Raw genomic sequence first — 27,000 nt, forward strand, 5'->3', positions numbered from 1 at the left:
TGGCCTACAGACACTTAAGAGCCGCTTTATAACAAGGGCTCTAAAAAGCTGTCAAGAAAGCCCCCCAGGCAAATACGTACTAATGCGTGCTAATTCTTTCCTTAGAATCTGCGTCGCGCTTCTCATCCTTCGCGACTATCTCCGGAGCCACGTCCGGCAAGGGCTCCGGCGCGTATTGCAACGCAATTTGCAGGACCTCGTCAATCCATTTAACCGGTTTAATCTGTAGATCCTGCTTGATATTGTCCGGAATCTCTTTGAGATCGCGCACATTCTCTTCAGGAATGATCACCGTCTTGATTCCGCCACGATGGGCAGCCAGCAGTTTTTCTTTCAAGCCGCCAATGGCCAGCACCTGGCCACGCAACGTGATTTCGCCGGTCATGGCAACATCCGCGCGCACCGGAATGCCGGTCAATGCCGAAACCAGGGCCGTGCACATACCCACACCGGCGCTAGGACCGTCTTTCGGGGTCGCCCCTTCTGGCATATGGATGTGCGTGTCGCGCTTCTCATGGAAGTCCAGGGGAATACCCAGGCTCTTCGCCCGGCTGCGAACAACGGTCAACGCGGCGGTGATCGACTCGACCATCACGTCGCCCAGGGAACCGGTCTTGATCAACTGGCCCTTGCCCGGCACGACAGCGGCTTCGATGGTCAGCAATTCGCCACCTACCTGAGTCCACGCCAGCCCGGTCACCTGACCGATCTGATCCTGCTGCTCGGCCAGGCCGTAGCGGAATTTGCGCACGCCCAGGAAGTGCTCCAGATCGTCCGCAGTGACCTTCACCGAGAAGCGTTTTTCCAGCGCATGTTCCTTGACGGCCTTGCGGCAAACCTTGGCAATCTGGCGCTCCAGCCCACGCACACCGGCTTCACGGGTGTAGTAGCGGATGATGTCGCGGATCGCTTCTGCGTCAAACTCCAGCTCGCCTTTCTTCAGGCCGTTGGCCGTAATCTGCTTTGGCGAAAGGTATTTGACGGCGATGTTGATCTTCTCGTCTTCGGTGTAGCCCGGCAGACGGATCACTTCCATCCGGTCCAGCAGCGCCGGCGGGATATTCATCGAGTTCGAGGTGCACAGGAACATCACATCGGACAGGTCGTAATCGACTTCCAGATAGTGATCGTTGAAATTGTGGTTCTGCTCGGGATCGAGCACTTCCAGCAACGCCGATGCCGGATCGCCACGCATATCGCTGCCCATTTTGTCGATTTCATCGAGCAGGAACAGCGGATTGCGGACACCCACTTTTGTCATCTTTTGAATCAATCTTCCTGGCATCGAACCGATGTAAGTACGGCGATGACCACGAATTTCCGCCTCATCACGCACGCCACCGAGGGCCATGCGCACGAATTTGCGGTTGGTGGCATGAGCGATCGACTCCGCCAGGGACGTTTTACCCACCCCGGGAGGACCGACCAGGCACAACACCGGACCACGAATTTTCTTCACGCGTTTTTGCACGGCGAGGTATTCGAGGATGCGCTCTTTGACTTCTTCCAGGCCATAGTGGTCGGCATCCAGAATGTCTTCTGCACGCGCCAGATCCAGGCGCACTTTGCTCTGGGCCTTCCACGGCACCTGAACCAGCCAGTCGATGTACGAACGCACTACGGTCGCTTCCGCGGACATTGGCGACATTTGCTTGAGCTTGTTCAGTTCGGCCGTGGCCTTGGCCAGCGCGTCTTTTGGCAGGCCGGCGGCATCGATACGCTTTTTCAGCTCTTCGACTTCGTTGTGACCTTCATCGCTGTCGCCGAGCTCTTTCTGAATGGCCTTCATCTGCTCATTCAGGTAGTACTCGCGCTGACTGCGTTCCATTTGCTTTTTGACGCGACCACGAATGCGCTTTTCGACTTGCAGCAGATCGATCTCGGCATCCAGCAACGCCAGAACGTGCTCGACCCGAGCCGACAAATCGATGATTTCGAGGATTTCCTGCTTCTGTTCGATCTTCAGGGCCATGTGCGCGGCCATGGTATCCACCAGGCGGCCTGGCTCATCGATGCTGTTAAGCGATGACAGGACTTCGGCCGGGACTTTCTTGCCCAACTGCACATATTGCTCGAACTGGGATAGCAGACTGCGTACGAATACTTCCGACTCACGCTCTGGCGCGTTGACTTCGTCGATCAGGGAGACTTCGGCACGGCAGTGGCCGTCCACTTCGCTGAAGCGCTCAATGGCGCCCCGCTGCTCACCCTCGACCAGAACCTTGACCGTACCGTCAGGCAGCTTCAGCAGCTGCAGAACGGTGGCAATCGTACCTACGCGATACAGGGCATCTTCACCGGGATCGTCGTCAGCCGGGTTTCTCTGGGCCAGCAGAAGAATCTGCTTGTCACCCGTCATCGCTGCCTCGAGGGCTTCGATGGATTTCTCGCGCCCCACGAACAGCGGGATAACCATGTGCGGATAAACCACGACATCACGCAATGGCAGGAGAGGCAATTCGATGGTCGTCTTCATGATTTCGCCTCTACGGCGGCCGTAAGGCCGTAAACAGATGGAAGTAAACTTGAAACCAAGATGGGGGCTGCCTTCAAAAAAAACAAGCGCAAAGACAGTGTTAAAACGCACTAAAAGAAAAGGGGCCCGAAGGCCCCTTCTTTATTCAAGCTGCGTGACGCTTAAGCGTCCGGCGCGGCCTTGGCGGTCGGCTCACTGTTTTCGTAGATATACAGTGGCTTGGACTTGCCTTCTATCACGCTTTCATCGATCACTACTTTACTCACCTCCGATTGCGAGGGGATTTCATACATAGTGTCGAGCAATACACCTTCGAGAATCGAACGCAGGCCACGGGCACCGGTTTTACGCTCCAGGGCACGCTTGGCGACCGATTTCAGTGCGTCGGAACGGAATTCCAGATCAACGCCTTCCATCTCGAACAACTTGGCATACTGCTTGGTCAGAGCATTTTTCGGCTCGGTGAGAATCTGCATCAATGCAGCCTCGTCAAGCTCGTCCAGCGTGGCAAGTACCGGCAGACGACCGACGAATTCCGGGATCAGACCGAACTTGACCAGATCGTCAGGCTCGACTTCACGCAGGGACTCACCGACTTTCTTGCCTTCTTCCTTGCTGCGCACTTCTGCGTTGAAGCCGATGCCGCCCTTGGTGGAACGGTTTTGAATAACCTTTTCCAGACCAGAGAACGCACCACCGCAGATGAACAGAATGTTACGGGTGTCGACCTGAAGGAATTCCTGCTGCGGATGCTTGCGACCACCTTGAGGCGGAACGGAAGCGACCGTGCCTTCGATCAACTTGAGCAGGGCCTGCTGCACGCCTTCACCGGATACGTCCCGTGTGATCGACGGGTTGTCAGACTTGCGCGAAATCTTGTCGATTTCATCGATGTAGACAATACCCATCTGGGCTTTTTCCACGTCGTAATCGCATTTCTGCAGCAGCTTCTGAATGATGTTCTCGACATCTTCACCCACGTAACCCGCCTCAGTGAGGGTGGTTGCATCAGCGATGGTGAACGGAACGTTCAGCAAGCGGGCCAGTGTTTCGGCAAGCAGGGTTTTACCCGAGCCTGTCGGGCCGATCAGCAGGATGTTGCTCTTGCCGAGTTCGACGTCGTCATTCTTTTTGTCACGCTGATTCAGGCGCTTGTAGTGGTTGTACACCGCTACGGCCAGAACCTTTTTCGCACGCTCCTGACCAATCACATATTGATCAAGGATGCCGCTGATTTCTTTAGGCGAAGGCAATTTATGCGCGCTGCTTTCGGCCTGTGCCTCCTGCACCTCCTCGCGGATGATGTCATTGCACAGGTCGACGCACTCGTCGCAGATAAAGACCGAGGGGCCGGCAATCAATTTGCGTACTTCATGCTGGCTTTTGCCACAGAAGGAGCAATAGAGCAGCTTGCCGTTGTCCTCGCCGTTGCGGGTGTCAGTCATTCGTTCGATCCAAATCCGATAGGCTTGCAACACAAGATGAAGGCTATTGCGGGCTTTTTCAAGCCCGCTGGTGATCGGACCCGCCGACCAACCCTATTTTGAGCTGCTTATTTCAGGCAGGGCGCTGGGTGATCACTTCATCGATCAACCCGTACTCACGCGCGGCTTCTGCACTCATGAAATTGTCGCGGTTGGTATCGCGCTCGATTTCTTCAAGAGTGCGCCCGCTATGCAGGGCCATCAGCGTGTTGAGACGCTCACGAATAAAGAGGATTTCCTTGGCATGGATTTCGATATCCGACGCCTGCCCCTGGAAACCGCCCAGTGGCTGGTGAATCATCACTCGCGAGTTCGGCAGGCAGTAACGCTTGCCAGCGGCACCGGCCGTCAGCAGAAACGCGCCCATGCTGCACGCCTGACCGATACAGGTGGTCGCCACGTTGGGCTTGATGAACTGCATGGTGTCGTAGATCGACATGCCTGCCGTCACCGAACCGCCCGGGGAGTTGATGTAGAGATGGATGTCCTTGTCCGGGTTCTCCGCTTCAAGGAACAGCAATTGCGCACAGATCAGGTTGGCCATGTAGTCCTCTACCGGACCAACCAGAAAGATCACTCGCTCCTTGAGGAGACGCGAGTAGATGTCGTAGGCGCGCTCGCCACGAGCGGACTGCTCGACAACCATCGGGACCAGGCCGCCTGCGGCCTGGATATCAGAGTTCTGCTGAATATACGAATTACGGAACATGCTCTGCAGTCACTCCCAAATAGTTATGTCTTGAATACGCATAAGCCAGCTCGAAGGCTGGCTTATGGTGTTTGCTTCTTACCGCAAAAACAATCAGTCGGCTTGTGGAGCTTCTACCGGCTTGACCGCTTCTTCGTAAGAGACCGATTTGTCGGTCACGCTAGCTTTCTGCAGAACAGTATCCACAACTTGCTCTTCCAGCACAACCGAACGAACTTCGTTCAGTTGCTGGTCGTTCTTGTAGTACCAGGACACAACTTGCTCAGGCTCTTGATAAGCCGAAGCCATTTCCTGAATCATCTCGCGAACGCGGGTTTCGTCAGGCTTGAGGTCGAATTGCTTGACCACTTCAGCCACGATCAGGCCCAGCACTACGCGGCGCTTGGCTTGCTCTTCGAACAGCTCGGCCGGCAGCTGGTCAGGCTTGATGTTGCCGCCGAACTGCTGGACAGCCTGCACACGCAGACGGTCAACTTCGTTGGACAGCAGAGCCTTTGGCACTTCGATCGGGTTGGTGGCCAGCAGACCGTCCATTACCTGATTCTTGACCTTGGATTTGATCGCCTGACGCAGCTCACGCTCCATGTTCTTGCGAACTTCGGCACGGAAGCCATCCAGACCGGTTTCCTTGATGCCGAATTGAGCGAAGAATTCTTCGGTCAGTTCTGGCAGCTTTGGCTCGGAAATGGTGTTGACGGTCACGGTGAACTCGGCAGTTTTGCCAGCCAGGTCCAGGTTCTGATAGTCCTCTGGGAAAGTCAGGTTCAGAACGCGTTCTTCACCGGCTTTAGCGCCAACCAGGCCATCTTCGAAACCAGGGATCATGCGGCCGGAACCCAGTACCAGCTGAGTACCCTTGGCGGAACCGCCAGCGAACACTTCACCGTCGACCTTGCCGACGAAGTCAATGTTCAGCTGGTCTTCGTTTTGAGCGGCGCGGTCGGCCACTTCGAAACGGGTGTTCTGCTTGCGCAGGATTTCCAGCATTTTGTCCAGATCGGCATCAGCCACGTCAGCGCTCAGGCGCTCGACGGTGATACCTTCGAAACCGGCAACGGTGAACTCAGGGAACACTTCGAATACGGCAACGTATTCCAGGTCCTTGCCCGCTTCCAGGGACTTAGGCTCGATCGAAGGCTGGCCAGCCGGGTTCAGCTTCTGCTCAACCACAGCTTCGTAGAAGGAAGACTGGATCACGTCGCCTACAGCTTCCTGGCGAGCGTCGGCACCGAAACGGCGCTTGATTTCGCTCATTGGCACTTTGCCTGGACGGAAGCCAGCAATCTTGGCCTTTTGTGCGGTCTGCTGCAGACGCTTGTTGACCTGGCTCTCGATGCGCTCAGCCGGCACGGTGACGCTCATGCGGCGCTCAAGAGCAGTAGTATTTTCAACAGAAACTTGCATGGATATTCCTCGTTGCACAGACGTTAGCCGGCCGTTTCCGACCCCAGAATCAAGGGCATGCATTCTAGTGGGTCAAACTCAAGAAGTCACCCTACTGAAAACGGGTAAAAACGCAGCAGGCAATTTATAGGTGCGGATGCACGAATGCACCTCGCTCCGATGGCAAATACTACCAATCACGCCAGGGCTCTGCGCCGACCCTTCCATATATAGAAGAGATCGCCAATCACCTCCCTGACAGCCGATCTCGCAAGCAAGGCCGGCGGACAGGACGGCATCATCGAGAAACATAAATACGACGAAACGCCCTGCCCCTGCAGCCCGGAACCTGCGGCCACCGAAACAAAAAAGGCGCCAGACTTTTCAATCTGGCGCCTTTCGAAATATGGGGTGGACGATGGGGATCGAACCCACGACAACGGGAGTCACAATCCCGTGCTCTACCAACTGAGCTACGCCCACCATATTGCCTGTTAAAGAAGCCAAACAACTTCTTTATCAAGCTCCAGCCAGGCCAGCAGCCTGAGTGAAGCTTTAATTGGTGCGGATGAAGAGACTCGAACTCTTACGCCTCGCGGCGCTGGAACCTAAATCCAGTGTGTCTACCAATTCCACCACATCCGCGGATGAAGCCTTTAAAGCAAAGGCGCCAGACTGTTAATCTGGCGCCTTTTCGAAATATGGGGTGGACGATGGGGATCGAACCCACGACAACGGGAGTCACAATCCCGTGCTCTACCAACTGAGCTACGCCCACCATATCGCGTTACTTGTGCCAAAGCTGCCTAATGGCGCACCCGGCAGGACTCGAACCTGCGACCATCCGCTTAGAAGGCGGATGCTCTATCCAGCTGAGCTACGGGCGCCTTGTTAGCTGTACCCTTGGAGGACTACAAACTAAGTGCTTTCCAGTCTCGCAGAACCAAAATCCCGCTCAACCTTCTTAACCAGTGCTAGGCTGTGCCCGACAAGTGCGACGAATAGTATAGAGCCCCCCGAAGGTCGTCAAATCCTTTTTAAAAAAAATTCATTTAATTAAAGGAGTTAGGGGAATTTGCAGACCAAGCGCCTTTGCCCTCACCGCATGACATGCGAGAATGCGTTCTCTTTTTTTCCCCTCTCGATGGTTAATCACGCGCAATGACTGCACAACTAATCGACGGCAAATCGATCGCCGCCAGCCTGCGCCAGCAGATCGCCCAACGTGTCACCGAGCGTCGCCAGCAAGGCCTGCGCACGCCCGGGCTTGCGGTGATCCTGGTCGGCAGCGATCCTGCCTCTCAGGTTTATGTCTCGCACAAGCGTAAAGACTGTGAAGAGGTCGGCTTTCTATCCCAAGCTTATGACCTGCCTTCCGAAACCACTCAAGAAGCGCTGACCGAACTGATCGATCGCCTGAACGACGATCCTGCAATCGACGGCGTTCTGCTCCAGCTTCCGCTTCCCGAACACCTGGACGCCTCCAGATTGCTGGAGCGCATTCGTCCGGATAAAGACGTCGACGGGTTCCATCCTTATAACGTCGGTCGCCTGGCCCAGCGCATCCCGCTGCTGCGCCCCTGCACCCCCAAAGGCATCATGACCCTGCTGGAAAGCACCGGGGTCGATCTCTACGGGATGAATGCCGTGGTCGTCGGTGCATCCAATATCGTTGGTCGCCCGATGGCCATGGAACTGCTGCTGGCCGGTTGCACCGTGACGGTCACCCACCGTTTTACCAAGGACCTGGCCGGCCATGTCGGCCGTGCGGACCTGGTCGTCGTGGCCGCCGGCAAGCCGGGCCTGGTCAAGGGTGAATGGATCAAGGAAGGCGCGATCGTGATCGATGTCGGCATCAACCGTCAGGACGACGGCAAGCTGGTCGGTGACGTGATCTACGAAACCGCCCTGCCCCGCGCCGGCTGGATTACTCCGGTACCGGGCGGCGTAGGCCCGATGACTCGTGCCTGCCTGCTGGAAAACACCCTGTACGCTGCTGAAACCCTGCACAGCTAAGTTTCAACACGGACGCTGACAGCGTGACAAGGAACCCCGCCCTGGCGGGGTTTTTTTCGCCCGCGAAATACACCGACCATCCGCCGGAAAATGACTTTTTTTTCATGTTCTCAGGACTTTCACCTGTTACTTGAACAACCATCGACAGTTATTCAGCCATACTCCAGAATGTCGCGCTTTTCAGGAAACAGCCCGTTACAAAACGGCTTATCAACATCCTTTATGAGTCTGCCAGCGTGAAAATCCGTCTTTCCATCCTGAGCCTATTTTTTGCAGTTACAGGGACTTTCCTCACGCCAATCGCCAGCGCTGACGAGACCACCGCGGCGCCGCGAGAGACGAAGACACTCAAGCTCGCTTCCGGCAGCTCCTTTCTGCTGGACATGCAGACCAACAAAGTCATCTATGCCAGCAATCCTGACGTGGTGGTGCCGATCGCTTCCGTCAGCAAGTTGATGACTGGCCTGGTCGTGGTTGAATCTCGGCAGAACATGGACGAATACATCGACGTCAACATCAGCGACACACCGGAAATGAAAGGCGTGTTCTCCCGGGTCAAGCTGCGGAGCGAACTGCCGCGCCGGGAAATGCTGCTGATTGCCCTGATGTCCTCGGAAAACCGCGCCGCCGCGACTCTGGCGCACCACTATCCGGGCGGCTATGCCGCGTTCATTGCTGCAATGAACGCAAAGGCCCGGGCACTGGGCATGACCAACACGCATTTCGTCGAGCCGACCGGTCTCTCCCCGCGCAACGTGTCGACCGCTCGCGACCTGAGCAAGCTGTTGATCGCCGCGCACAAGTACCCGCTTCTGACCGAGCTGAGCACGACCAAGGAAAAAACCGTCTCGTTCCGTAAACCCAACTACAGCCTGGGTTTCCGCAACACCGATCATTTGGTCCGCAAGCCGGACTGGGACATCCAGCTGACAAAAACCGGTTTCACCAACGAAGCAGGTCACTGCCTGGTGCTGGTGACCCGAATGAGTAACCGCCCGGTGGCCTTGGTGATCCTTGACGCCTATGGCAAGTACACCCATTTTGCCGATGCCACGCGCATGCGTAATTGGGTAGAGAGCGGAAGGAGCGCGGACGTGCCTTCCGTAGCCTTGCAGTACAAGGCAGACAAGAACCTCAAGCAGCGGCAGAGCGGCGTGGTTGAAGCCTCGAAGTAACGTAATGGCAACGCACAAAAAGCCCCGATCGATCGAAATGCTGTTCTTTGTAGGAGCGAGCTTGCTCGCGATGGCCGTTAACGATAACGCGTGTTTACTGGCTAAACGCGGCGCTCTTGAATCCATCGTCGGAACGCCGCCCGGAGCAAGCTCGCTCCTACAACAGCATTACCGATCGAACGGGGCTTTTTTTCGCCAGCCTGTCGTTGCGCCTAGGGTTTGAGATTACCCAGCGGATCATAGGGCTTGGCCGGAGCCTTGGGGTTGTCGCCCGGTTTCACGTCCCTCGGTGCCTTGGCAGGCCCGATCGGGTCGACCTGTGGATCGGCAAGGTCCGGGGAGTCGGGATCGAAACCCAGTTCATTACCAGATGAATGCTCAGATGAGTGCGGACCGACGGGCGTTGTGGATCGAACCATGGGCACCTCCTGATCTCGGCCCGGAATAATGCTCCAGGCCCTTAAGAATCAGAGGCTGATGACGGACAAAGGTGCCCGGCGGATGACAAACGGATTTACTGTGCGGCCAAGGCTTTTTTAGCCTTCGCAGCCGCTTGCTCCTGACCGGTCTGAGCCAGATCGTTGGCGGCCTTGAGCCATCGCTGTTGATCGACCTGGGCCGGGATCTGCGTCGGATTCTGGATCAGCACGGCCCAACCACCGGCGTCCTTGAACGCCGACTCGAAGGAGCCGAAGCTCATCAGCTCGCGGCGATTCATCCCGGCACGCAGCAGGACCGTCTGCTTCTGGCGGTTGTAACCGGCCAGAATGGCGTAACGCGGTTCAGCCCACAGGGCCGAGCCTTCGGTAAAGCGCACCATCACCGGATAACCGGCGGCGACTTGCGTCAACAAGGCCGGCAGGTTGCTGTCGAGGGGATAAACCACCATCCCGTACTCGCGGGCCAGGTTCTGCATGTTCTGTTGCAACTGGGCTTCGCCCCCCGGCAAATGCAAGGGTTTGTCGAGTAACCCCGGGGTAATCACGATGCCCTGCTGGGACAGCATGCTGGCCAGCACCTGTGGCCCGCTTTGATACGCATCGCCCCGGTAGAATCGGCCGCTGAGTTCGACACGCTCCGGCAAACGCTTGATCTCGGGTGCAACGCTACCGGCACAGCCCGCCAGGCTTGCCACGCAACCGGCTATGAGCATGGTCGACAAAATTCGAGAAAATACCCGCACCATCGTCTCTCTCTTGTTCAGGTTCAGACGCCAGGCAATCCCATTCCCGGCTTGGTCGTCGATCATAGGTCGCCGCGCCGCTACGGTATAGCTCTAAACGGTAGTCGCGTGCATTCGATAGAGCGAACTGGTTGGTGACTGTCGACTTTCGGTCAATAGCCTGAAATACAGCAACGGCTAGACTGTTCCCTGAAGGGACGACAGCGAAGCGCGTGTGCCCACAGCAGGGCAAGGAGGAGGCACAGATGAGCCTGACCATGATCATTGTGATGTTGATTAGCGGTTGGCTGGCGGTAGCCGCCGCCATGCTGTGGGGCGTGCTGCGCATTACCCGCCGCCACCATAACCCTGTCCGGCCAGTCCCCACGCCAGAAGCGGACGAGACGCCGAGCCAGCACGCCAACGCTCACTGACAACACGCTTACCCGTTACCAACAAAAACGGCCGCCTGCACCCCACGGAGTTCAGGCGGCCGTTTCTTTTAGCGTGGGTCAAGCCTCAGTGGCTACCCGTTTCTGCCTGGACCGGCGGGACATCATGTTCAACACCTCGATCGAAGCCGAGAATGCCATGGCCGCATAGACGTAGCCTTTCGGTACATGGGCGCCAAAGCCTTCGGCAATCAGCGTCATGCCGATCATGATCAGGAAGCCCAGGGCCAACATCACCACCGTCGGGTTGTCATTGATGAACTTGGCCAGCGGATCAGCCGCCAGCAACATCACCAGGACCGACACCACCACCGCGATGACCATGATCGGCAAATGCTCGGTCATGCCGACAGCGGTAATGATGCTGTCGATGGAGAACACCATGTCCAGCATCAGGATCTGACCGATCGCGGCAGCGAAGCCCAGGGTCACGGTCGAGGTCGCCGACTTCGGATCTTCCGGTGCCGGGTCCATGCTGTGATGGATCTCGGTAGTCGCCTTCCACAACAGGAACAGGCCACCGGCAATCAGGATCATGTCTTTCCAGGAAAACGCGTGGCCGAGAATCTCGATCACCGGATTGGTCAACTGGACGATGAACGCAATGGTGCTCAGCAAGCCCAGACGCAGGATCAGCGCCATGCCGATACCGATGCGCCGAGCCCGCTGTCGATTGTGCAAGGGCAGCTTGTTGGTCAGGATCGAGATGAAGATCAGGTTATCGATGCCGAGCACGATTTCCATCACGATCAGGGTGGCAAGGGCGACCCAGGCGGTGGGGCTGGCGGCAAGTTGTAAAAGGTAGTCCATGGGTCAGTCCTGACTCGTTGTAATACGGTTTAGATTTCCTGGGAGGAAGATTCGGTTTTTTCCGATTCTTTTTCCGATGATTCTTTTTTGCTGATCAACCCGCTGGTGGCGTCACTGAGTGCTTGCTCGGCGGCCTTGTGGGTATCGTCAATCGCCTGTTTGGCGCTTTCGGCAGCCTTGCCCATCAATTGTTGCGCGCTTTTCTCGGCCTGGTCGCAACCGGCCAGTACCAGTAAAGACGTGATCAACAGTGCCGTGGCTTTAAGCTTCATGATGCTTTCCTCGATAGAACGAACGGGACCTAAACGATGGCCCGTTGATAGCGATGCATTCTAGGGAAGCAAACACTTCAGGAAAATTCGTATTTTCAGCGGTTATACTTCGATTTTTACGAACTGTAGATCACCATGCTCAACTATCGGCAATTGCATTACTTCTGGGTGGTGGCCAAGACCGGCAGCATCGTGCGCGCCTGCGAGCAACTGAACCTCACGCCACAAACCATCAGCGGGCAGATTTCATTGCTGGAACAGACCTTTGGCATCGAGTTGTTTCGGCGCGTCGGACGGCAACTCGAACTCACCGAGGCCGGCCGCCAGGCACTGCCCTACGCCGAACAAATGTTTCAGCTGGGTGGCGAACTGGAACTGATGCTGCGGGCACAACCCAATGAACAGCAGATCCTGTTTCGCGTCGGAGTGGCCGACGTGGTGCCAAAATCCATCGTCTATCGCCTGATTGCACCGACCATGGAGCTGAGCGAACCGCTGCGCATCACCTGTCGCGAAGACAAGCTTGAACGTTTGTTGGCCGACCTGGCTATCCAGCGTCTGGACCTGGTGATTTCCGACAGCCCGATGCCGTCGCACCTGGACATCAAGGGCTACAGCCAGAAACTCGGTGAGTGCGGGATCAGCTTCTTCGCCACCCCGGAACTGGCGGCACGTTATGGACACGACTTTCCGCGCAACCTGCACGGTGCGCCACTGCTGATTCCCGGCCCGGAAACCGTGGTGCGCAGCCGATTGCAACGGTGGTTTGCTGAGCAGCAGGTCCAGCCGAAAATTGTCGGCGAGTTCGACGACAGCGCCCTGATGCAGGCCTTCGGCCAATCCGGCAGCGGGATCTTCATCGGCCCGAGCGTGATTGCCGATGAAGTGCAACGCCAATATGGCGTGGAGGTGATCGGCCAGACCGACGCGGTGAGCGAGTCGTTCTATGCCATCTCGGTGGAACGCAAGGTCAAGCACCCCGGAATTGTCGCCATTACCGAAGGTGCCCGACGCGAGCTGTTTACAACGCTGTGACCTCTTCGCGCGGCTTGAAGGTCATCAGGGCGATGGCCAGCAGGATCGAAGCCAGAATGAAAGCGGCGGCGGCGAAGCCAAGGCCTTGCAGGCCGACGCTGTCGATCACCCGCCCCCCGATCATCGCGCCCAGGCCAATACCGAGGTTGGCCCCCGCGATGTTCAACGATGCGGCAAACGCCGGTGCTTCGGGCGCCGCTTTCATCAGGCGCACATGGCTGACCAGGAACAACGCCGCCTGGGTCACGCCCCAGATGCCCATCGCCGCCGCCAGACCGAGCGGCGAATGGATGTTCGGCACCAGCGCCACCAGGCCGGCAATCATGAACGCACAGAACATCATCGACGCCATCAGCGGGTGACGGTCCACCGCCCGGCCACCCAAGGAGTTGCCGATCAACCCGACCGCGCCAAAGCCCATCAGGCACCAACCGACCACGGTGCCGTTGAAGCCGGCCAGCCGCTCAAGAATGTCCGCCAGATAGGTGTACGCGGTGAACATGCCGCTGAACACAATCACTGACAGCAGCACGTGACCGAGCATCAGCGGGCTGCGCAGGATCTTGAACTGCGACCGGAAGCTCACCTGATGCTGGTGCAAGTTGGTCTTGGGTAGATAGATAAACAGCAGCAACGCCTTGGCAAAGGCAATGACCGCCAGAATGGCAAAGGCACTGCGCCAACCGAACGCATCGGAAATCAGCGTGCCCACCGGAATCCCGAACACCGTCGCGCAAACAATGCCGAAACCGATCTTGGCAATGGCGCGACCGGCGTAATCCGGCCCGACGATGTCCACCGCCGTCTCGCTGGCCAATGCCCAGAACACCGGCAAGCCCAGCGCCGGGATCAACCGGGCAAACGCCATCACCCAGACGTTCGGCGCCAGCGCCGCCAGCGTGTTGGCCAGGCCAAACATTATCAGCACCGAAATGAACAGCTTGCGGCGCTCGAAGCGGGCGAAGTATGCCGTCAGGAACGGCCCGAACGCGGCCACGGTGAAGGCGAATAACGTCACCAGCAAACCAGCCTGCGGGATGCTGACCTCCAGATCCCTGGCGATAGCCGGCAACAGGCCAACGATGATGAATTCTGTGGTCAGCACCGTGAAACCGGCGGCAGACAACAGAAGAATGGGCAACAGCATGCAGAACTCCAGAAAAAACGACGACACCAGCGATAGCCCGAAGGCCCACTGGCAGACATGAAAATGAGGATGGCGAATCTTAACAGAGTGTTTCCGCACACGGTTGCACGAACCTGCCTATCTCGTTGAATGGCATGGTGGCAGTTCGTCACAGGTCTGAAGGATCGTGCCTACGCTGTGATAAAGTCCGCGCCCTGAAAAACGTACACCCTGTGATCAAAGCCGATCATTTAAGGGGCAAACCTGTGGGAGCGAGCTTGCTCGCGATGGCGGACTGTCAGACAACGCAAGTGTCGACTGTGCCACCGTCATCGCGAGCAAGCTCGCTCCCACAAGGAATGCGGCGTTCTACACCCTGTGTTCACCTCTCGGTTTCCCGTCTGCGGCCTGCCCTGCTTGTTGCTGCAACTGCGGCGAAATCATGCACTTATAAAAAATCAGAGATGCCGTTTTATGACTGCTTCATCCCCTTCTCTCTTGCAACGCCTGAAACGCTTGAGCCTGGTCACGCAGATCGTGATCGGCCTGATCGCCGGTATTGCCCTGGCCCTGTTTGCCCCTGACGTGGCGAAGTCCACGGCGTTCATCGGCAAAGTGTTTGTCTCGGCACTGAAAGCCGTCGCACCGATTCTGGTGTTCGTACTGGTCATGGCGTCGATTGCCAACCACAAGCACGGTCAGGAAACCCACATCCGTCCGATTCTGTTCCTGTATCTGCTGGGCACTTTCGCCGCCGCCGTGGTCGCGGTGGTTGCCAGCATGATGTTCCCGTCGAGCCTGGTGCTGTCGACCCAGGACGTCGCGGTGACTGCACCGGGCGGGATTGGCGAAGTGCTGCAAAGCCTGTTGCTGAGCGTGGTCGATAATCCGGTCAGCGCCCTGATGAACGCCAATTTCATTGGCATTCTGGCGTGGGCAATCGGCATGGGCATCGCCATTCGCCACGCCGGCGACACCACCCGTGAAGTGCTGGGCGACCTGTCCAACGGCGTGACGGTGATCGTGCGCCTGGTGATCAGCTTCGCCCCGCTGGGCATCTTCGGCCTGGTGGCCTCGACCCTGGCCACCTCCGGTTTCGGCGCCTTGCTCGGCTACGCCCACCTGCTGGCCGTGCTGCTGGGCTGCATGCTGTTCGTGGCACTGGTGATGAACCCGCTGATCGTATTCTGGAAACTGCGTCGCAACCCGTACCCGCTGGTGCTGACCTGCCTGCGTGAGAGCGGCATCACGGCGTTCTTCACCCGTAGCTCCGCGGCGAACATTCCGGTCAACCTGGAATTGAGCAAGCGTCTGGGCCTGCACGAAGACACCTACTCGGTATCGATCCCGCTGGGCGCGACCATCAACATGGCCGGTGCGGCGATCACCATCACCGTGCTGAGCCTGGCGGCCGTGCATACGCTGGGCATCGCCGTGGACATTCCGACCGCGATTCTGCTGAGTGTCGTCGCAGCGATCTGCGCCTGCGGTGCTTCGGGTGTGGCCGGTGGTTCGCTGTTGCTGATTCCGCTGGCGTGCAGTCTGTTCGGCATCCCGAGCGAAATCGCCATGCAGGTGGTGGCGGTCGGTTTCATCATCGGCGTATTGCAGGACTCGGCGGAAACCGCGCTGAACTCGTCCACCGATGTGCTGTTCACCGCGGCGGCTTGCCTGGGTGAAGAGCAGAAAGCCGAGCGTCTGGCCTGACACTCACCCACTGTAGGAGCGAGCTTGCTCGCGATGGACTCAAATACAACGCGTTCAATCAGAAATTACGCGTTATCGTTCACGTCCATCGCGAGCAAGCTCGCTCCTACAAGTACCTGGACGGTTTAGAACGCGCCCATGTAGTCGCGCTTGCCCACTTCCACGCCGTTGTGGCGCAGCAGTGCGTAAGCGGTCGTGACGTGGAAGAAGAACTGCGGCAGGCCGTAGGTCAGCAGGTAAGCCTGGCCGGTGAAGCGCTTCTCTTTAGGTGTGCCCGGACGGGTGACGATCTCGATGCCTTCCTTGCCGTTGATCTGCTCCGGCGTGAACTCGCCGATGTAGGCCAGAACCTTGGCGATCAGTGCTTGCAGCTCAGCGAAGGTGGTTTCAGTGTCGTCGTACTTCGGCAGTTCGACTTCGGCCAGACGCGAAGAAATGCCTTTGGCGAAATCAACGGCGATCTGCACCTGACGCACCAATGGGAACATGTCCGGGAACAGGCGCGCTTGCAGGAAGGCGTTCGGGTCGATGTTTTTCTCGGTGGCGTGGGCTTCGGCCTTTTTCAGCACACCGCTGAGGGCGTTGAGCATTTGCTGGAGAACAGGGATGGAAGCGTCGTACAGGGAAATGGTCATGGCAGGTCTCGTGTGGAGGGAACGTGGGTCATGTGCATCTGTAGGAGCGAGCCTGCTCGCGATGGACGTTAACGATAACGCGTCCTGTCTGAATGAACGCGCTGCGCTTGAGTTCTTCGCGAGCAAGCTCGCTCCTACAGGTGATCGGCTTTGGGACGTGGGCCGATTATAGCCATGCACGCCCCTCCCGAGACCGGACTTTTTCAGCTGCCGTACACTTTGGCCGCCGGAACCGCTTGCGTCATCAGTTGAGCGACGGCATCGCCCATCTCACCGACCGCCCAGCGGCCCTGGCGATCCAGTTGCGGACCACGGCGCCAGCCGTCGGCGATCGACAACTTGCCGCCCTCGACCTGCCCACGCCAGTACTTCACGGCATGGCTGGAAATGCAGAAGTGGCCCTTCAGGTGCACGGCCACCACGACGTCCCAGTCGGCTTCGCTGGGGCTGGCGAACATGCGGTCGCGGCAGATGCCGGCGTTGTTGACCACCACATTCAGGTCGCCGAAGGTTTCGATGACCTGACACATGATCAGCCCCGCCGAGTCCTAGCGGGTAATGTGCTGCGCTGACTGCTCAGCCGTGAAGCCGATCAGCGGCAGTCTCCCCCCATGCGCACCAGCAGCGCCGCACGGTGCGGTTTGAGGTACGGGTTGATTTCACCGACCTGGCACGACGCCAGGTTCTGCAGTTCCGGTGCGAGGGGTTCTTGCACAAACAGCAGACCCGCCGGGCGGGACTCGGACTGCAACTGCGCCACCGTCAGCGGCGCCACCGGCCGGCCCATGTAGTAGACCAGGCGGATATCCGGTTCACCGAGGGTATAAGCCTTCTGTCCCGGCTGCCCATTGGCCAGCGTGGCCACCTGTTCAAGACCGCCAACCCGGTGCGACAGCACCCGCGCCTCGACGAACATGTAGAACACCACGAACCCGGCCAGCATCACATACGGCACAACGGCCAGGACCGTGCGCCAGCGCCCCTTCAGGTCCTCGAGCAGCGCCGACCAGTGCATCGCCAGCAGCAACGCCATCGACGGATAAACCGGCAACAGGTATTTGCCGTGCTTTTCAGTAAACAAGGAAAAAACCAGCAACGGCAGCAGACTGCAAATCAGCAACATGCCCGCCTCGCGGCGTGAGCGGATCATTGCCCAGAACTTGCGCGGCTGCACGAATGCGATCAGCCAGAACGGGAAGAAGTCACCGGCCAGGTACAACAGGTACGCATACCAGGCCTCGGCGCCCTGCCCGTCGATCTTCTTCACGATGTCTTCGCTGATGATCGAGGCCCAGATGCCCCAGCCTTGACTCACCGACACCGCCACGTACCAGGAACTGCCCAGCACCACGGCAATCAGCCAGCCCCAACCGTCGCACAGATAAGCCTTGGCCCGGGCATCGCGGTAGATCAAGGCGTAAGCCAGGATCGGGGCTGTCACCCACAACAGGCAGACGGGGCCTTTGGTCAGCAGCGCGCAACCCAGCAGCACGTAGCTGAGCCGACTCCACAAGACCCGGCCTTGCAGGAAGATGAACTGCCAGGCCGCCAACAGTGCGCCGAAGCACAGCAGGGTCAACAGCATCTCGATTTCCGAGCGCCGTGCGAACAGGCTGAAGGCACCGTTCGCGGCCAGGAACACCACGGCGAACAGACCGACCTGCCGCCCCGCCTGCCGAACGCCGTACCGATAGGTGCCCACACAGCACAAGGCGGCGGCCAGTGCCGAAGGCAGGCGCACACTCCACTCGGACAAGCTGCCCAGCACCGCCGTTGAAACCAGGCCGGCCCAATAGAAAAACGGCGGCTTGGACAAGTACAAGTCGCCGTTCATGTAAGGCAGCAGCCAGCTGCCTGCCTCGCGCATTTCGCGCACGGTAACGGCGCGGCGGGCCTCGTTGACACTGAGGAACGGCACGCTGCCCAGCCCCCAGAAAAACAGCAACGCCAGCGCAATGGCAACGAGCAACGTAATATTTCGGGTCGATAACGATCCGCGCATAACCTACTCCTTCAGGCTTTTACTTTTGGCGATCAACTGCAAGTTGCGAAAATAGACGATGGAGCCAAAGGCCTGGCCGGCGATGAACACCGGGTCCTCGCGATAAATGGCGTAGGCAAGCAGCAAGGTGCTGCCGACGATGCTCAGGTACCAGAAGCTCACGGGGATCACGCTGCGCTTCTTGTATTCGCTGTACAGCCACTGCAGGACAAACCGCCCGGTAAAGGCGATCTGGCCGGCAAAACCGACGATCAGCCACAAGGCTTCGCGGGAGAGATTCATCCTTCAATCTCCTGGGCAATGGTGTTCAGCCGTGTGCGCTTGATCAGCCACCAGACACCGAACAAATCGAGAATACCGACCAGGGCGCGGTCGAGGTTGCCGTATTTCGACACCCCGGCCGTGCGCGGCCGGTGATTGACCGGGTGCACGATCATGCGGCCGTTATGCCGCTGGATCAGCGCCGGAATGTAGCGATGCATGTGGTCGAAGTACGGCAGGCGCAAGAACGCCGCGCGCTCGATCAGCTTCAGGCCGCAACCGGTGTCCGGGGTGGCGTCCTTGAGCAGGCGGCAGCGCAGGTTGTTGGCGAACCGCGAGGCGTAGCGCTTGCTCGCCGTATCACGGCGATTGACCCGATGCCCGGCGACCAGTTGCACGTCGACCTGGCCCGGTTCGCCGCGCACCAGCGCCAGCATGCCGGGAATGTCCGCCGGGTCGTTCTGGCCGTCGCCATCGAGGGTCGCCAGCCATTGGCCGCGGGCCTCTCGTGCGGCGTGGTACAGCGAAGTGCTCTGCCCCAGCGAGCGCTCGTGATGCAGGATGCGCAGGGTGTTCAAGCCGTCGTGGCGGATCTGCCGCAACTCATGCAGGGTCGCGTCGGTGCTGCCATCGTCGACGACGATGATTTCATACGATTCAGCGGCCAATGCGACGCGAATTTCCTCAAGCAACGGCTTGAGGTTGTTCGCTTCGTTCTTGGCGGGAATCAGTACGGATACAAAAATGTCTTGGCTCATGGAGTCACTCTCGCCTTTATTGGATTTCTTTTATCAGAGGCGAATTTAGGTGTCGTACACCGGCCGACTCGATGCAGGGTTCAGCTATTTGGGGCGAAGACGCCAACAATATCCCGCCCTGTGGACGCACTCGCGCGCGACCCCGCATACGGTGCCCGGCCAATTGTAAAAATGGCGTTAATAATTCATACACTTTTTGTAATCATTCCCTTGATGACACAACGAATTCGGTTGCCATTGGCGCCGGCCCATCTAAAGTGCATCCACGCGAGTGAAAAACATGAATCGGGTAAGGATGCAGAACCATGAGCACTGAGCAAGAAACGACTTTAGACGAGCCGCGACTCGACAGTACGGAAATCCGCATTCTGGGCTCGTTGATCGAGAAACAGGCCACCAGCCCGGAAACCTATCCCCTGACCCTCAATGCCCTGGTGATTGCCTGCAACCAGAAAACCAGCCGCGAACCGGTGATGAACCTCACACCAGGCCAGGTCGGCCATAGCCTGCGCGTCCTCGAAGGACGCGGTTTCACCAGACTGGTGATGGGCAGCCGCGCCGATCGCTGGGAGCACCGGGTCGACAAGGCCCTGGAACTGGTGCCGGCGCAGGTCATCCTGACCGGGCTGATGTTCCTGCGCGGCCCGCAGACCGTCAATGAACTGCTGACCCGCAGCGGCCGCATGCATGAATTCGAAGATGCCGAACAGGTGGTGCATCAACTCGAACGCCTGATTGCCCGGGGCCTGGCCGTACTGATTCCGCGTCAGGCCGGCCAGCGCGAAGACCGTTATACTCACGCCCTGGGTGATCCGGCGGATATCGAGGCGATCATGGCGGCAAGGAACAACCCGGCCGAACGTGGCAGCAGCGGGGTTTCGGTTGAACGGATCGAAGAGCTGGAAGCGCGGATTGCCGCACTGGAAGAACGACTGGCCCGCCTCGAGTAAACGCAGCCCCCGCATTGATTGGTGTCCGGCACGAAACCGGCGATCACCCTCAACCCCCTGTAGGAGCTGGCTTGCCAGCGAAGGCGGCCTGTCAGGCAACATCGATGTTGGATGGGCCGCCCTCTTCGCTGGCAAGCCAGCTCCTACGGAGGCTACATCGCCTAGCTGCGGGCAAATGCCACGGCCTTGTGGAATTGCTCGTCCGTCGGCAGTACGCCGGTATAGAGCACAAATTGCTCCAGTGCCTGGATCGCGATCACTTCCAGGCCGGTGATGACCCGCTTGCCTGCGGCACGAGCACGCACGATCAACGGTGTTTCCGAGGGAATCGCCACCACATCGAAGACAGTTTCCGCTTTTTCGATCACGTCCGCCTCAAAGGCCAGTTGATCGGCCTCCGGCCCTCCCGCCATGCCGATCGGGGTGACGTTGACCAGCATCTGCGGGCGACGATTGCCCAGCTCTGCCTGCCACTCATACCCCAGCGACTGCGCCAGCGCCTGACCGGCGCGCTCGTTACGGGCCACGATCAGGCCGTTTTCATAGCCGCCATCGCGCAAGGCGCTCGCCACGGCCTTGGCCATGCCGCCGCTGCCGCGCAAGGCAAAGGTCGAGTCCTTGGGCACCTGGTGTTTTTCCAGCAACTGGGCCACGGCGATGTAGTCGGTGTTGTAGGCCTTGAGATGACCGTCGGTGTTGACGATGGTGTTGATCGATTGAATGGCGGCGGCCGAGGCGTCGAGCTCATCCACCAGGGCAATGCAGGCTTCCTTGAACGGCATCGACACGCCACAGCCCCGAATCCGCAGGGCGCGAATGCCGGCAACGGCACCCGGCAGGTCCTGACTGGCAAAGGCCTTGTAGTAAAAATTCAGGCCCAGCTGTTCATACAGATGATTATGAAAACGCAGACCAAAGTTCCCGGGGCGCGCTGAAAGGGACATGCACAGCTGGGTGTCTTTGTTGGGGTTCATCTGCATGGGAAAGCTCCTTCAAATGCACTTTTCGGATGGACGGGGATTAGCCCTCCATCGGGTTCTGATCGATCATATAAACTTGATTACACGGGCTTAAACAGGCCGGTAAAAAAGTCGGTACAGACCTTACACAAAATTTACTCAACGGCCGTGCTGTTTTTCAGAAATACGCTGTCTTAGAAGTATCCCCGCGACAATCCTTGAGTCTATTGCAGACACAAGCGCCGGGCTGAAGAACCGAGGAACTATCATGATCCGTAAAGTCCCCACAGTTGCCTTACTGATCGGCGCCCTCGCTATCGCAGGACAGGCGCAAGCCCATGGTGGAGGCAATTACTGGCAAGGCCCGGCGGTGTTTGGCGCGATCGTCGGTACTGCCATTGTCGGCTCGGCCCTGATCAACGCCAACCGCCCGGTCTATGTCGCACCGCAACCGGTCTACTATCAGCCCGCGCCGGTTTATTACGCACCACCGCCTCCGGTTTACTACCAGCCGGCCCCGGTCTACGTGCAACAACCGATCTACTACCGCCCGGCCCCGATGTACTACGGACCACCTCGTGGGTACTACGGCCCGCCACGCGGCCACTACGGCCATCACTACGGCCGCTGGTAACGGACTCATCAGGCCCCGCTGAAACAGCGGGGCTTTTTTATCCCTTTTGTCGGTGCAGGTCTGGATAAATCTCGCCAAGGTCGCTATCGGGACAATGCCCGTGGTGGAAACGGGCAAGATGGACTCGATCCGTTTTCTGCCATGCGGCATAAAACGGTCATATTTTTGTCATGACAGTTCCGCAAGCTCGGTGCTGTCCGTCGATAACAGGTTGATAACAACAAGGACGACCACATGCCAACGCAAAACCCGCACCGCATCGTCGGTCTGTGCACCTCCAGCAAGGTCTACAACGCACTGACCGAACTCAAGCACCTGGAAGGCCATCGCAGCGCCAAGTTTCTCTCGCTGCTGACGCAAAGCCTGGTGCGCAAGGGCCTGCTCAACGAGCAGGAAGTGGTTCATATGCTCGATCAGGTGGTCAGCTGACCGACCGACGGTCGTTTACCCCCGCCGGCATCAATGACCACTATCGAAAGCGTTGATTACCCCTCGAGGCACCCGGACCTTAAAGTAACTCCACAGATTGATGGAGGTACTTGTCATGTCCAAGGTTCAGATCATGTCCGTTATCGGTAGCGCCGTCCCCCCACAGCTCAGAGAGCTGGGCATGCTCGCCTGCTGGTATCTGGTGCAGGACGGCGTGCAGATCAGCGGCCCGCTCACTTCGCTGCCCGCCGCCCGGGAGCTGTCGCAACGCATTGGCACCGGCCAGTCCGGCAGGCTCAGCGCCTGAGGCAGCCGGATGAAAAAGCTGGCGATGACGTTTAGTTCGCCACGGTTCGCGCGAATGCCATCGGTTTGTTGATCTGGCATAGATCCAGGTCAATAAACCCTCGCCACAGGGCAGTTACCCTGTGCGGCTTTTGCGACCGACACCGTCATGAACCTCTGCGCACCAGAACTGCTCGCCCCCGCCGGCACCCTGAAAAACATGCGTTACGCTTTCGCCTACGGCGCCGATGCCGTGTATGCCGGCCAGCCGCGCTACAGCCTGCGGGTGCGCAATAACGAATTCGATCACGCCAACCTGGCTCTGGGCATTCGCGAAGCCCAGGCTCAGGGTAAGCGCTTCTACGTGGTGGTGAACATCGCGCCGCACAACGCCAAGCTCAAGACCTTTCTCAAGGACCTTGAGCCGGTGATCGCCATGGCCCCGGATGCACTGATCATGTCCGACCCCGGCCTGATCATGCTGGTGCGCCGGCATTACCCGCAGATGTCGATCCACCTTTCGGTGCAGGCCAATACGGTGAACTGGGCAAGTGTCGAGTTCTGGCAGCAGCAAGGCCTGAGCCGGATCATTCTGTCCCGGGAGCTGTCGCTGGAAGAAATCGCCGAGATCCGCGAGCAAGTGCCCGCCATGGAGCTGGAAGTGTTCGTGCACGGCGCGCTGTGCATGGCCTATTCCGGGCGCTGCCTGCTGTCGGGCTACATGAACAGGCGCGATGCCAATCAGGGCAGTTGCACCAATGCCTGTCGCTGGAAATATTCAGCGCAACCGGCCACCGAAAACCAGCTCGGCGAGATCGTCCAGACATTCGATCCCCAACCGACCCTGGGCATCGGCACGCCTACCGACCAGGTGTTCCTGTTGCAGGAAGCCAATCGTCCCGGCGAACAGATGCCCGCCTTCGAAGACGAGCACGGCACTTACATCATGAACGCCAAGGACCTGCGCGCCGTGCAGCACGTCGAACGCCTGACGCACATGGGCGTGCACTCCCTGAAAATCGAAGGCCGGACCAAATCGCACTTTTATTGTGCGCGCACCACCCAGGTCTATCGCCGTGCCATCGACGACGCAGTGGCGGGCCGGGACTTCGACCGCGGCCTGATGACCGACCTGGAATCCCTCGCCCAGCGCGGCTACACCGAAGGTTTTCTACGCCGGCATGTACATGACGAGTACCAGAACTACCAGAACGGCAGCTCGGTGTCGGAGCGTCAGCAGTTTGTCGGTGAGCTGACCGGGCAGCGGCGGGACCGCCTGGCCGAGGTCAAGGTGAAGAACCGCTTCGGCCTGGGCGACCACATGGAACTGATGACGCCCAAGGGCAACTTCCACTTCGATCTGCATCAGTTGCAAAACGCCAAGGGTGAAGCGATCGAGGTTGCACCGGGCGATGGGCATACGGTGTATTTGCCGATACCGGATGCGGTGGATCTGGAGTTTGGGTTGTTGATGCGGGATGTGGGTGTGAACTGATCTTCAAATACACACATAACCCTGTAGGAGCGAGCTTGCTCGCGATTGCGGTTTGCCAGTTAACATTGCTGTGACTGATCGATCGCTATCGCGAACAAGCTCGCTCCCACAAGGGGCCGAGCCACTTTGCAGAATCTCATGCACAAGGACTCAACATGCTTGCCCTGCCATGGATCAACCTGGCCCTCCTCTCCCTCGGCTACGGCCTCGCTTTTATCTACGGCCAACTCGGCTGGCTGGCCGCGATCTCCGTCGGGTTGTTGCTGTTCGCCGGTTTCGTAGTCCGCCAGCAAAAACTCCCCATCGCCCGCTATCTCGGCCACGGCTTGTTCATCTTCATGGCCCTGGCGCTGGCAATGCATTGGCTCCCCGGTTTCTACAATGGTCGCGGCATCGATCCTCAGCGACTCACCGACGATGGCGTGCCATTTTCCATGTACCTGAATCAGGACAAACCCCTGATTGGCTTCTGGCTATTACTGGTCTGCCCGTGGATTGTCGGCCGGCGTTCGTTGCGCCCTTCCATCTATGCCACCGCTATCGCGCTGCCCCTGAGCGCCGTGCTGGCCCTGGGTGGCGCGCTCTTGCTGGGTGTCATCAGTTGGGCACCGAAATGGCCGGACCACGCATGGCTGTGGGTGCTTAATAATCTGCTGCTGGTGACGCTGGTGGAGGAAGCGCTGTTTCGCGGCTACATCCAGGGCGGTCTGAGCCGGTGCTTCAAAGACCTGCCCTACGGCGAAAACCTGGCCCTTCTACTGGCATCGCTATTGTTCGGCCTGGCGCATGTGGGCGCAGGCTGGCAGTGGGTGTTGCTGGCGAGCCTGGCGGGGGTCGGTTATGGCCTGGCCTACCGTTTCGGCGGGTTGGGTGCAGCCATTGCCACCCACTTCGGTTTGAATCTGCTGCACTTCGGATTGTTCACTTATCCAATGCTGGCCGGGTAGCTGAGCACCGATTGAAAACACCAACCGGACCAGTTGCCATCAACTGCTTCGGACGCTGATTTTCGCATCTCCAATCGCCCTTCCGATAACTGCGCGTCGACGTTATAAATCATTCAAATGCCGACGCGATTCTGACACCACCATTGACAAAACCCAATAAACACTGAACAAAATCGGTTTTTTTGCGCCTGAGCAGCCCGTGCTTACAGTTATTTTTCGTCAGGTACTACCAGGGAACCAATCGCCTTGACTACTGTCTTGCGCTGCGTTTAACCTCCCGCCCCACGAATGGAAGCGAACCGTTCTACACGACGGCGTCCTCTGAAAATGAATTCTAACAACGCGTTTAGCGCGCCGTTGTGCCGTGCGGTAAATCATGCTGAAGCCTCGCTCTCCCCTCCAAATCAAAAAATCCGTCATTTTTGCCCTGGTGCTGCGTGAAGCGCGTTCGCGTTTTGGCGACCGGCGCATGGGGGCGAGCTGGACACTGATCGAGCCGATCGTCCACCTGTTGATTCTGAGCGTAGCGTTCACCCTGATTCGCGGCAGCACCGTCGCCGGCATCGATTTCCCGGTGTTCGTCCTGGTCGGACTTGCACCGTTCCTGCTGTTTCGCAACACCGCTTTGCGCTTGATGAACAGCCCCAAGGAAAACCGCTCACTGTTTGCCTACAAACAGATCAAGCCGCTGGACACCTACATCGCCCGGGTTCTGGTGGAGTTCAGCATTTCCGCGAGCGCATACGCCATCCTGGTCTTCGGCTTTGCATGGTACGGCTTCGACATGTCCATCAAATCCCCCATCGAGTGGATGCTGACCATCCTTCTGGGCGTCCTGTTCTCCTTTGGCCTGGGCATGTTGCTGTCGCTGATTGCCCACGCCATGCCTAGCAGCACCCTCTTTCTGCGGATGATGTTCTTCCCGCTGTACTTCCTCTCGGGCGTGCTGATTCCCGCCGCCTACCTGCCTCACGCCATGCTGCCACTGCTGCTGCTCAATCCATTCCTGCACCTGCTGGAACTGATCCGCGCCGAAATCTTCCCGCACTACGTTCCGGTCGATGGTGTGTCGGCGCACTACGTCATCGCGTTCACCCTGGTCTTGCTGTTCGTCTCCCTCGGCACTTACCGGGTTCGTCGACTGCATTTGATCTCCACCAAGAACGGCTAACCGCAGGCTTCCCGTGTTCGAGCTCAGAAATATCACCAAGTCTTACCTGACCCCCAAAGGTCGCCGGCACGTGTTCCGCGACCTGTCACTGCAGATTCCGCCGGGCAAAAACATCGGCCTGATCGGTCGTAACGGCTCGGGTAAATCGACCCTGATGCGTCTGTTGGGCGGTGCCGACGTACCGGACTCCGGCACGGTGGTCACCAACAAGAGCATTTCCTGGCCGGTGGGTTTGTCCGGAGGTCTGCACGGCACCATGACCGGGCGCGAAAACATCAAGTTCGTCAGCCGGGTATACGGCGCGGAAGGCGACGCCATGCGCCAGAAAGTCAGCTATGTCGAAGACTTCGCGGAAATCGGCAGCTGGATCGACGAGCCGGTCAAGACCTACTCCTCCGGCATGCGCTCGCGCCTGGCCTTCGGCCTGAGCATGGCCTTCGACTTCGACTATTACCTGATCGACGAAGTGATGTCGGTAGGTGACGCGCACTTCAAGCGCAAGTGCGCGGACGTGTTCGAAACTCGCCTGCAGAAATCCAAGGTGGTGCTGGTATCCCACAGCATGCCCGAAATCAAAAAGCTCTGTGACGTCGTGCTGCTGGTGCGCGATGGCGGGGTGCAGATCTATGACGATGTCGATGAAGGCATCAAGGCCTACAACACCTGA

Annotated in this window: 28 protein-coding genes and 4 tRNA genes; 13 read left to right on the forward strand and 19 right to left on the reverse strand. The window is 58.5% G+C overall.

The window, feature by feature from the left end; translation table 11 throughout:
* Window positions 1–79 precede the first annotated feature (79 nt).
* The 8 genes from lon to C8K63_RS25140 form a co-directional block, all read right to left on the reverse strand.
* Complete coding sequence (gene lon / locus C8K63_RS25105) at window positions 80–2,476, reverse strand: endopeptidase La (RefSeq protein ID WP_108219130.1); 2,397 nt, start codon at window positions 2,474–2,476, stop codon at window positions 80–82.
* Between the two features lie 161 nt (window positions 2,477–2,637).
* Entirely contained in the window at window positions 2,638–3,921 is a 1,284-nt protein-coding gene (gene clpX / locus C8K63_RS25110; RefSeq protein WP_007982210.1) for an ATP-dependent Clp protease ATP-binding subunit ClpX, read from the reverse strand.
* Window positions 3,922–4,033: 112 nt separating this feature from the next.
* Window positions 4,034–4,669: an ATP-dependent Clp endopeptidase proteolytic subunit ClpP gene (gene clpP, locus C8K63_RS25115; protein ID WP_108219131.1), complete on the reverse strand. Its 636-nt coding sequence runs from the start codon at window positions 4,667–4,669 to the stop codon at window positions 4,034–4,036.
* Window positions 4,670–4,762: 93 nt separating this feature from the next.
* Complete coding sequence (tig, locus tag C8K63_RS25120; protein ID WP_108219132.1) at window positions 4,763–6,073, reverse strand: trigger factor; 1,311 nt, start codon at window positions 6,071–6,073, stop codon at window positions 4,763–4,765.
* 386 nt (window positions 6,074–6,459) lie between these two features.
* Window positions 6,460–6,535: transfer RNA gene (locus tag C8K63_RS25125), tRNA-His, on the reverse strand.
* Window positions 6,536–6,612: 77 nt separating this feature from the next.
* Window positions 6,613–6,697 (reverse strand) — tRNA-Leu (locus C8K63_RS25130).
* A gap of 57 nt (window positions 6,698–6,754) precedes the next feature.
* Window positions 6,755–6,830, reverse strand: a tRNA-His gene (locus tag C8K63_RS25135).
* Between the two features lie 32 nt (window positions 6,831–6,862).
* A tRNA-Arg gene (locus C8K63_RS25140) sits at window positions 6,863–6,939 on the reverse strand.
* Between the two features lie 274 nt (window positions 6,940–7,213).
* On the opposite strand from C8K63_RS25140, the gene folD reads away from it, so the two are divergent.
* Both folD and pbpG read left to right on the forward strand, forming a co-directional pair.
* The gene (gene folD / locus C8K63_RS25145) at window positions 7,214–8,068 is read left to right on the forward strand and encodes a bifunctional methylenetetrahydrofolate dehydrogenase/methenyltetrahydrofolate cyclohydrolase FolD (protein WP_008001570.1); all 855 of its coding nucleotides are present in this window, start codon (window positions 7,214–7,216) and stop codon (window positions 8,066–8,068) included.
* A 236-nt stretch (window positions 8,069–8,304) separates the two neighbouring features.
* Complete coding sequence (gene pbpG / locus C8K63_RS25150) at window positions 8,305–9,243, forward strand: D-alanyl-D-alanine endopeptidase (protein ID WP_108219133.1); 939 nt, start codon at window positions 8,305–8,307, stop codon at window positions 9,241–9,243.
* Window positions 9,244–9,455: 212 nt separating this feature from the next.
* Here the strand turns inward: pbpG and C8K63_RS25155 are convergent, their stop codons facing one another.
* Both C8K63_RS25155 and C8K63_RS25160 read right to left on the reverse strand, forming a co-directional pair.
* Window positions 9,456–9,662, reverse strand: a complete 207-nt coding sequence (locus C8K63_RS25155) for a DUF6021 family protein (RefSeq protein ID WP_108219134.1) — start codon at window positions 9,660–9,662, stop codon at window positions 9,456–9,458.
* A gap of 95 nt (window positions 9,663–9,757) precedes the next feature.
* Window positions 9,758–10,492 (reverse strand): peptidase C39 family protein, encoded by a 735-nt coding sequence (locus C8K63_RS25160; RefSeq protein WP_108219135.1) that lies wholly within the window; start codon window positions 10,490–10,492, stop codon window positions 9,758–9,760.
* Window positions 10,493–10,671: 179 nt separating this feature from the next.
* Between C8K63_RS25160 and C8K63_RS30530 the strand changes: the two genes are divergently transcribed.
* Complete coding sequence (locus tag C8K63_RS30530) at window positions 10,672–10,839, forward strand: hypothetical protein (RefSeq protein WP_177413303.1); 168 nt, start codon at window positions 10,672–10,674, stop codon at window positions 10,837–10,839.
* 78 nt (window positions 10,840–10,917) lie between these two features.
* Here the strand turns inward: C8K63_RS30530 and C8K63_RS25165 are convergent, their stop codons facing one another.
* Both C8K63_RS25165 and C8K63_RS25170 read right to left on the reverse strand, forming a co-directional pair.
* A complete protein-coding gene (locus C8K63_RS25165; protein WP_108219136.1) occupies window positions 10,918–11,667 on the reverse strand; it encodes a TerC family protein in 750 nt (249 codons plus the stop codon).
* Window positions 11,668–11,696: 29 nt separating this feature from the next.
* Window positions 11,697–11,939 (reverse strand): hypothetical protein, encoded by a 243-nt coding sequence (locus C8K63_RS25170; RefSeq protein ID WP_008048837.1) that lies wholly within the window; start codon window positions 11,937–11,939, stop codon window positions 11,697–11,699.
* A 135-nt stretch (window positions 11,940–12,074) separates the two neighbouring features.
* Between C8K63_RS25170 and nhaR the strand changes: the two genes are divergently transcribed.
* Window positions 12,075–12,974, forward strand: coding sequence for a transcriptional activator NhaR (gene nhaR, locus C8K63_RS25175; protein WP_108219137.1), 900 nt, complete (start codon window positions 12,075–12,077; stop codon window positions 12,972–12,974).
* On the opposite strand, the gene C8K63_RS25180 is transcribed toward nhaR, so the two are convergent.
* Window positions 12,961–14,121, reverse strand: a complete 1,161-nt coding sequence (locus C8K63_RS25180) for an MFS transporter (RefSeq protein ID WP_108219138.1) — start codon at window positions 14,119–14,121, stop codon at window positions 12,961–12,963. The two genes, nhaR and C8K63_RS25180, sit on opposite strands and share 14 nt — an antisense overlap.
* 453 nt (window positions 14,122–14,574) lie before the next feature.
* Between C8K63_RS25180 and sstT the strand changes: the two genes are divergently transcribed.
* Entirely contained in the window at window positions 14,575–15,807 is a 1,233-nt protein-coding gene (gene sstT, locus C8K63_RS25185) for a serine/threonine transporter SstT (protein ID WP_108219139.1), read from the forward strand.
* A gap of 125 nt (window positions 15,808–15,932) precedes the next feature.
* On the opposite strand, the gene C8K63_RS25190 is transcribed toward sstT, so the two are convergent.
* The 5 genes from C8K63_RS25190 to C8K63_RS25210 all read right to left on the reverse strand — a co-directional run bounded on the left by C8K63_RS25190 (window position 15,933) and on the right by C8K63_RS25210 (window position 19,463).
* Window positions 15,933–16,442, reverse strand: a complete 510-nt coding sequence (locus tag C8K63_RS25190) for a DUF1993 family protein (RefSeq protein WP_108219140.1) — start codon at window positions 16,440–16,442, stop codon at window positions 15,933–15,935.
* A gap of 203 nt (window positions 16,443–16,645) precedes the next feature.
* On the reverse strand, window positions 16,646–16,972 hold the full coding sequence (locus tag C8K63_RS25195; protein WP_256594991.1) for an SDR family NAD(P)-dependent oxidoreductase: 327 nt from the start codon (window positions 16,970–16,972) through the stop codon (window positions 16,646–16,648).
* A 62-nt stretch (window positions 16,973–17,034) separates the two neighbouring features.
* The gene (locus C8K63_RS25200; RefSeq protein ID WP_108219141.1) at window positions 17,035–18,444 is read right to left on the reverse strand and encodes a glycosyltransferase family 39 protein; all 1,410 of its coding nucleotides are present in this window, start codon (window positions 18,442–18,444) and stop codon (window positions 17,035–17,037) included.
* A 3-nt stretch (window positions 18,445–18,447) separates the two neighbouring features.
* Complete coding sequence (locus C8K63_RS25205) at window positions 18,448–18,726, reverse strand: lipid-A-disaccharide synthase N-terminal domain-containing protein (RefSeq protein ID WP_108219142.1); 279 nt, start codon at window positions 18,724–18,726, stop codon at window positions 18,448–18,450.
* Window positions 18,723–19,463 (reverse strand): glycosyltransferase family 2 protein, encoded by a 741-nt coding sequence (locus C8K63_RS25210; RefSeq protein WP_108219143.1) that lies wholly within the window; start codon window positions 19,461–19,463, stop codon window positions 18,723–18,725. Before C8K63_RS25210 ends, C8K63_RS25205 begins: the two co-directional genes overlap by 4 nt.
* A 305-nt stretch (window positions 19,464–19,768) precedes the next feature.
* Between C8K63_RS25210 and C8K63_RS25215 the strand changes: the two genes are divergently transcribed.
* Window positions 19,769–20,413, forward strand: coding sequence for a YceH family protein (locus C8K63_RS25215; RefSeq protein ID WP_108219144.1), 645 nt, complete (start codon window positions 19,769–19,771; stop codon window positions 20,411–20,413).
* Window positions 20,414–20,574: 161 nt separating this feature from the next.
* Here the strand turns inward: C8K63_RS25215 and C8K63_RS25220 are convergent, their stop codons facing one another.
* A complete protein-coding gene (locus tag C8K63_RS25220; RefSeq protein ID WP_108219145.1) occupies window positions 20,575–21,393 on the reverse strand; it encodes a shikimate 5-dehydrogenase in 819 nt (272 codons plus the stop codon).
* 247 nt (window positions 21,394–21,640) lie between these two features.
* Between C8K63_RS25220 and C8K63_RS25225 the strand changes: the two genes are divergently transcribed.
* From C8K63_RS25225 to C8K63_RS25255, 7 genes are all read left to right on the forward strand, one after another.
* Entirely contained in the window at window positions 21,641–22,006 is a 366-nt protein-coding gene (locus C8K63_RS25225; protein WP_108219146.1) for a hypothetical protein, read from the forward strand.
* A 234-nt stretch (window positions 22,007–22,240) separates the two neighbouring features.
* Window positions 22,241–22,435: a hypothetical protein gene (locus C8K63_RS25230; protein WP_008052996.1), complete on the forward strand. Its 195-nt coding sequence runs from the start codon at window positions 22,241–22,243 to the stop codon at window positions 22,433–22,435.
* 115 nt (window positions 22,436–22,550) lie between these two features.
* Window positions 22,551–22,742, forward strand: a complete 192-nt coding sequence (locus C8K63_RS25235) for a hypothetical protein (RefSeq protein ID WP_108219147.1) — start codon at window positions 22,551–22,553, stop codon at window positions 22,740–22,742.
* A gap of 147 nt (window positions 22,743–22,889) precedes the next feature.
* Window positions 22,890–24,215, forward strand: a complete 1,326-nt coding sequence (yegQ, locus tag C8K63_RS25240; protein WP_108219148.1) for a tRNA 5-hydroxyuridine modification protein YegQ — start codon at window positions 22,890–22,892, stop codon at window positions 24,213–24,215.
* A gap of 155 nt (window positions 24,216–24,370) precedes the next feature.
* On the forward strand, window positions 24,371–25,162 hold the full coding sequence (locus C8K63_RS25245; protein WP_108219149.1) for a CPBP family intramembrane glutamic endopeptidase: 792 nt from the start codon (window positions 24,371–24,373) through the stop codon (window positions 25,160–25,162).
* A 376-nt stretch (window positions 25,163–25,538) separates the two neighbouring features.
* Window positions 25,539–26,333: an ABC transporter permease gene (locus C8K63_RS25250; protein WP_108219150.1), complete on the forward strand. Its 795-nt coding sequence runs from the start codon at window positions 25,539–25,541 to the stop codon at window positions 26,331–26,333.
* A gap of 13 nt (window positions 26,334–26,346) precedes the next feature.
* Entirely contained in the window at window positions 26,347–27,000 is a 654-nt protein-coding gene (locus C8K63_RS25255; RefSeq protein ID WP_108219151.1) for an ABC transporter ATP-binding protein, read from the forward strand.

It is taken from the genome of Pseudomonas sp. GV085, from assembly GCF_003050925.1.
In the GTDB taxonomy this organism is placed as follows: domain Bacteria; phylum Pseudomonadota; class Gammaproteobacteria; order Pseudomonadales; family Pseudomonadaceae; genus Aquipseudomonas.

What these genes read in the sequence shown, in the direction of transcription:
- C8K63_RS25230 (WP_008052996.1), top strand. Translation starts at nt 22,241, where the DNA reads ATGCCAACGCAAAACCCGCACCGCATCGTCGGTCTGTGCACCTCCAGC.
- C8K63_RS25220 (WP_108219145.1), bottom strand. Translation starts at nt 21,393, where the DNA reads ATGCAGATGAACCCCAACAAAGACACCCAGCTGTGCATGTCCCTTTCA.
- C8K63_RS25250 (WP_108219150.1), top strand. Translation starts at nt 25,539, where the DNA reads ATGCTGAAGCCTCGCTCTCCCCTCCAAATCAAAAAATCCGTCATTTTT.
- C8K63_RS25195 (WP_256594991.1), bottom strand. Translation starts at nt 16,972, where the DNA reads ATGTGTCAGGTCATCGAAACCTTCGGCGACCTGAATGTGGTGGTCAAC.
- C8K63_RS25190 (WP_108219140.1), bottom strand. Translation starts at nt 16,442, where the DNA reads ATGACCATTTCCCTGTACGACGCTTCCATCCCTGTTCTCCAGCAAATG.
- clpP (WP_108219131.1), bottom strand. Translation starts at nt 4,669, where the DNA reads ATGTTCCGTAATTCGTATATTCAGCAGAACTCTGATATCCAGGCCGCA.
- nhaR (WP_108219137.1), top strand. Translation starts at nt 12,075, where the DNA reads ATGCTCAACTATCGGCAATTGCATTACTTCTGGGTGGTGGCCAAGACC.
- C8K63_RS25225 (WP_108219146.1), top strand. Translation starts at nt 21,641, where the DNA reads ATGATCCGTAAAGTCCCCACAGTTGCCTTACTGATCGGCGCCCTCGCT.
- C8K63_RS25165 (WP_108219136.1), bottom strand. Translation starts at nt 11,667, where the DNA reads ATGGACTACCTTTTACAACTTGCCGCCAGCCCCACCGCCTGGGTCGCC.
- folD (WP_008001570.1), top strand. Translation starts at nt 7,214, where the DNA reads ATGACTGCACAACTAATCGACGGCAAATCGATCGCCGCCAGCCTGCGC.
- C8K63_RS25160 (WP_108219135.1), bottom strand. Translation starts at nt 10,492, where the DNA reads ATGATCGACGACCAAGCCGGGAATGGGATTGCCTGGCGTCTGAACCTG.
- C8K63_RS25245 (WP_108219149.1), top strand. Translation starts at nt 24,371, where the DNA reads ATGCTTGCCCTGCCATGGATCAACCTGGCCCTCCTCTCCCTCGGCTAC.
- lon (WP_108219130.1), bottom strand. Translation starts at nt 2,476, where the DNA reads ATGAAGACGACCATCGAATTGCCTCTCCTGCCATTGCGTGATGTCGTG.
- C8K63_RS25235 (WP_108219147.1), top strand. Translation starts at nt 22,551, where the DNA reads ATGTCCAAGGTTCAGATCATGTCCGTTATCGGTAGCGCCGTCCCCCCA.
- C8K63_RS25210 (WP_108219143.1), bottom strand. Translation starts at nt 19,463, where the DNA reads ATGAGCCAAGACATTTTTGTATCCGTACTGATTCCCGCCAAGAACGAA.
- sstT (WP_108219139.1), top strand. Translation starts at nt 14,575, where the DNA reads ATGACTGCTTCATCCCCTTCTCTCTTGCAACGCCTGAAACGCTTGAGC.
- C8K63_RS25205 (WP_108219142.1), bottom strand. Translation starts at nt 18,726, where the DNA reads ATGAATCTCTCCCGCGAAGCCTTGTGGCTGATCGTCGGTTTTGCCGGC.
- tig (WP_108219132.1), bottom strand. Translation starts at nt 6,073, where the DNA reads ATGCAAGTTTCTGTTGAAAATACTACTGCTCTTGAGCGCCGCATGAGC.
- C8K63_RS25170 (WP_008048837.1), bottom strand. Translation starts at nt 11,939, where the DNA reads ATGAAGCTTAAAGCCACGGCACTGTTGATCACGTCTTTACTGGTACTG.
- C8K63_RS25215 (WP_108219144.1), top strand. Translation starts at nt 19,769, where the DNA reads ATGAGCACTGAGCAAGAAACGACTTTAGACGAGCCGCGACTCGACAGT.
- C8K63_RS25155 (WP_108219134.1), bottom strand. Translation starts at nt 9,662, where the DNA reads ATGGTTCGATCCACAACGCCCGTCGGTCCGCACTCATCTGAGCATTCA.
- C8K63_RS30530 (WP_177413303.1), top strand. Translation starts at nt 10,672, where the DNA reads ATGAGCCTGACCATGATCATTGTGATGTTGATTAGCGGTTGGCTGGCG.
- C8K63_RS25200 (WP_108219141.1), bottom strand. Translation starts at nt 18,444, where the DNA reads ATGCGCGGATCGTTATCGACCCGAAATATTACGTTGCTCGTTGCCATT.
- yegQ (WP_108219148.1), top strand. Translation starts at nt 22,890, where the DNA reads ATGAACCTCTGCGCACCAGAACTGCTCGCCCCCGCCGGCACCCTGAAA.
- clpX (WP_007982210.1), bottom strand. Translation starts at nt 3,921, where the DNA reads ATGACTGACACCCGCAACGGCGAGGACAACGGCAAGCTGCTCTATTGC.
- C8K63_RS25180 (WP_108219138.1), bottom strand. Translation starts at nt 14,121, where the DNA reads ATGCTGTTGCCCATTCTTCTGTTGTCTGCCGCCGGTTTCACGGTGCTG.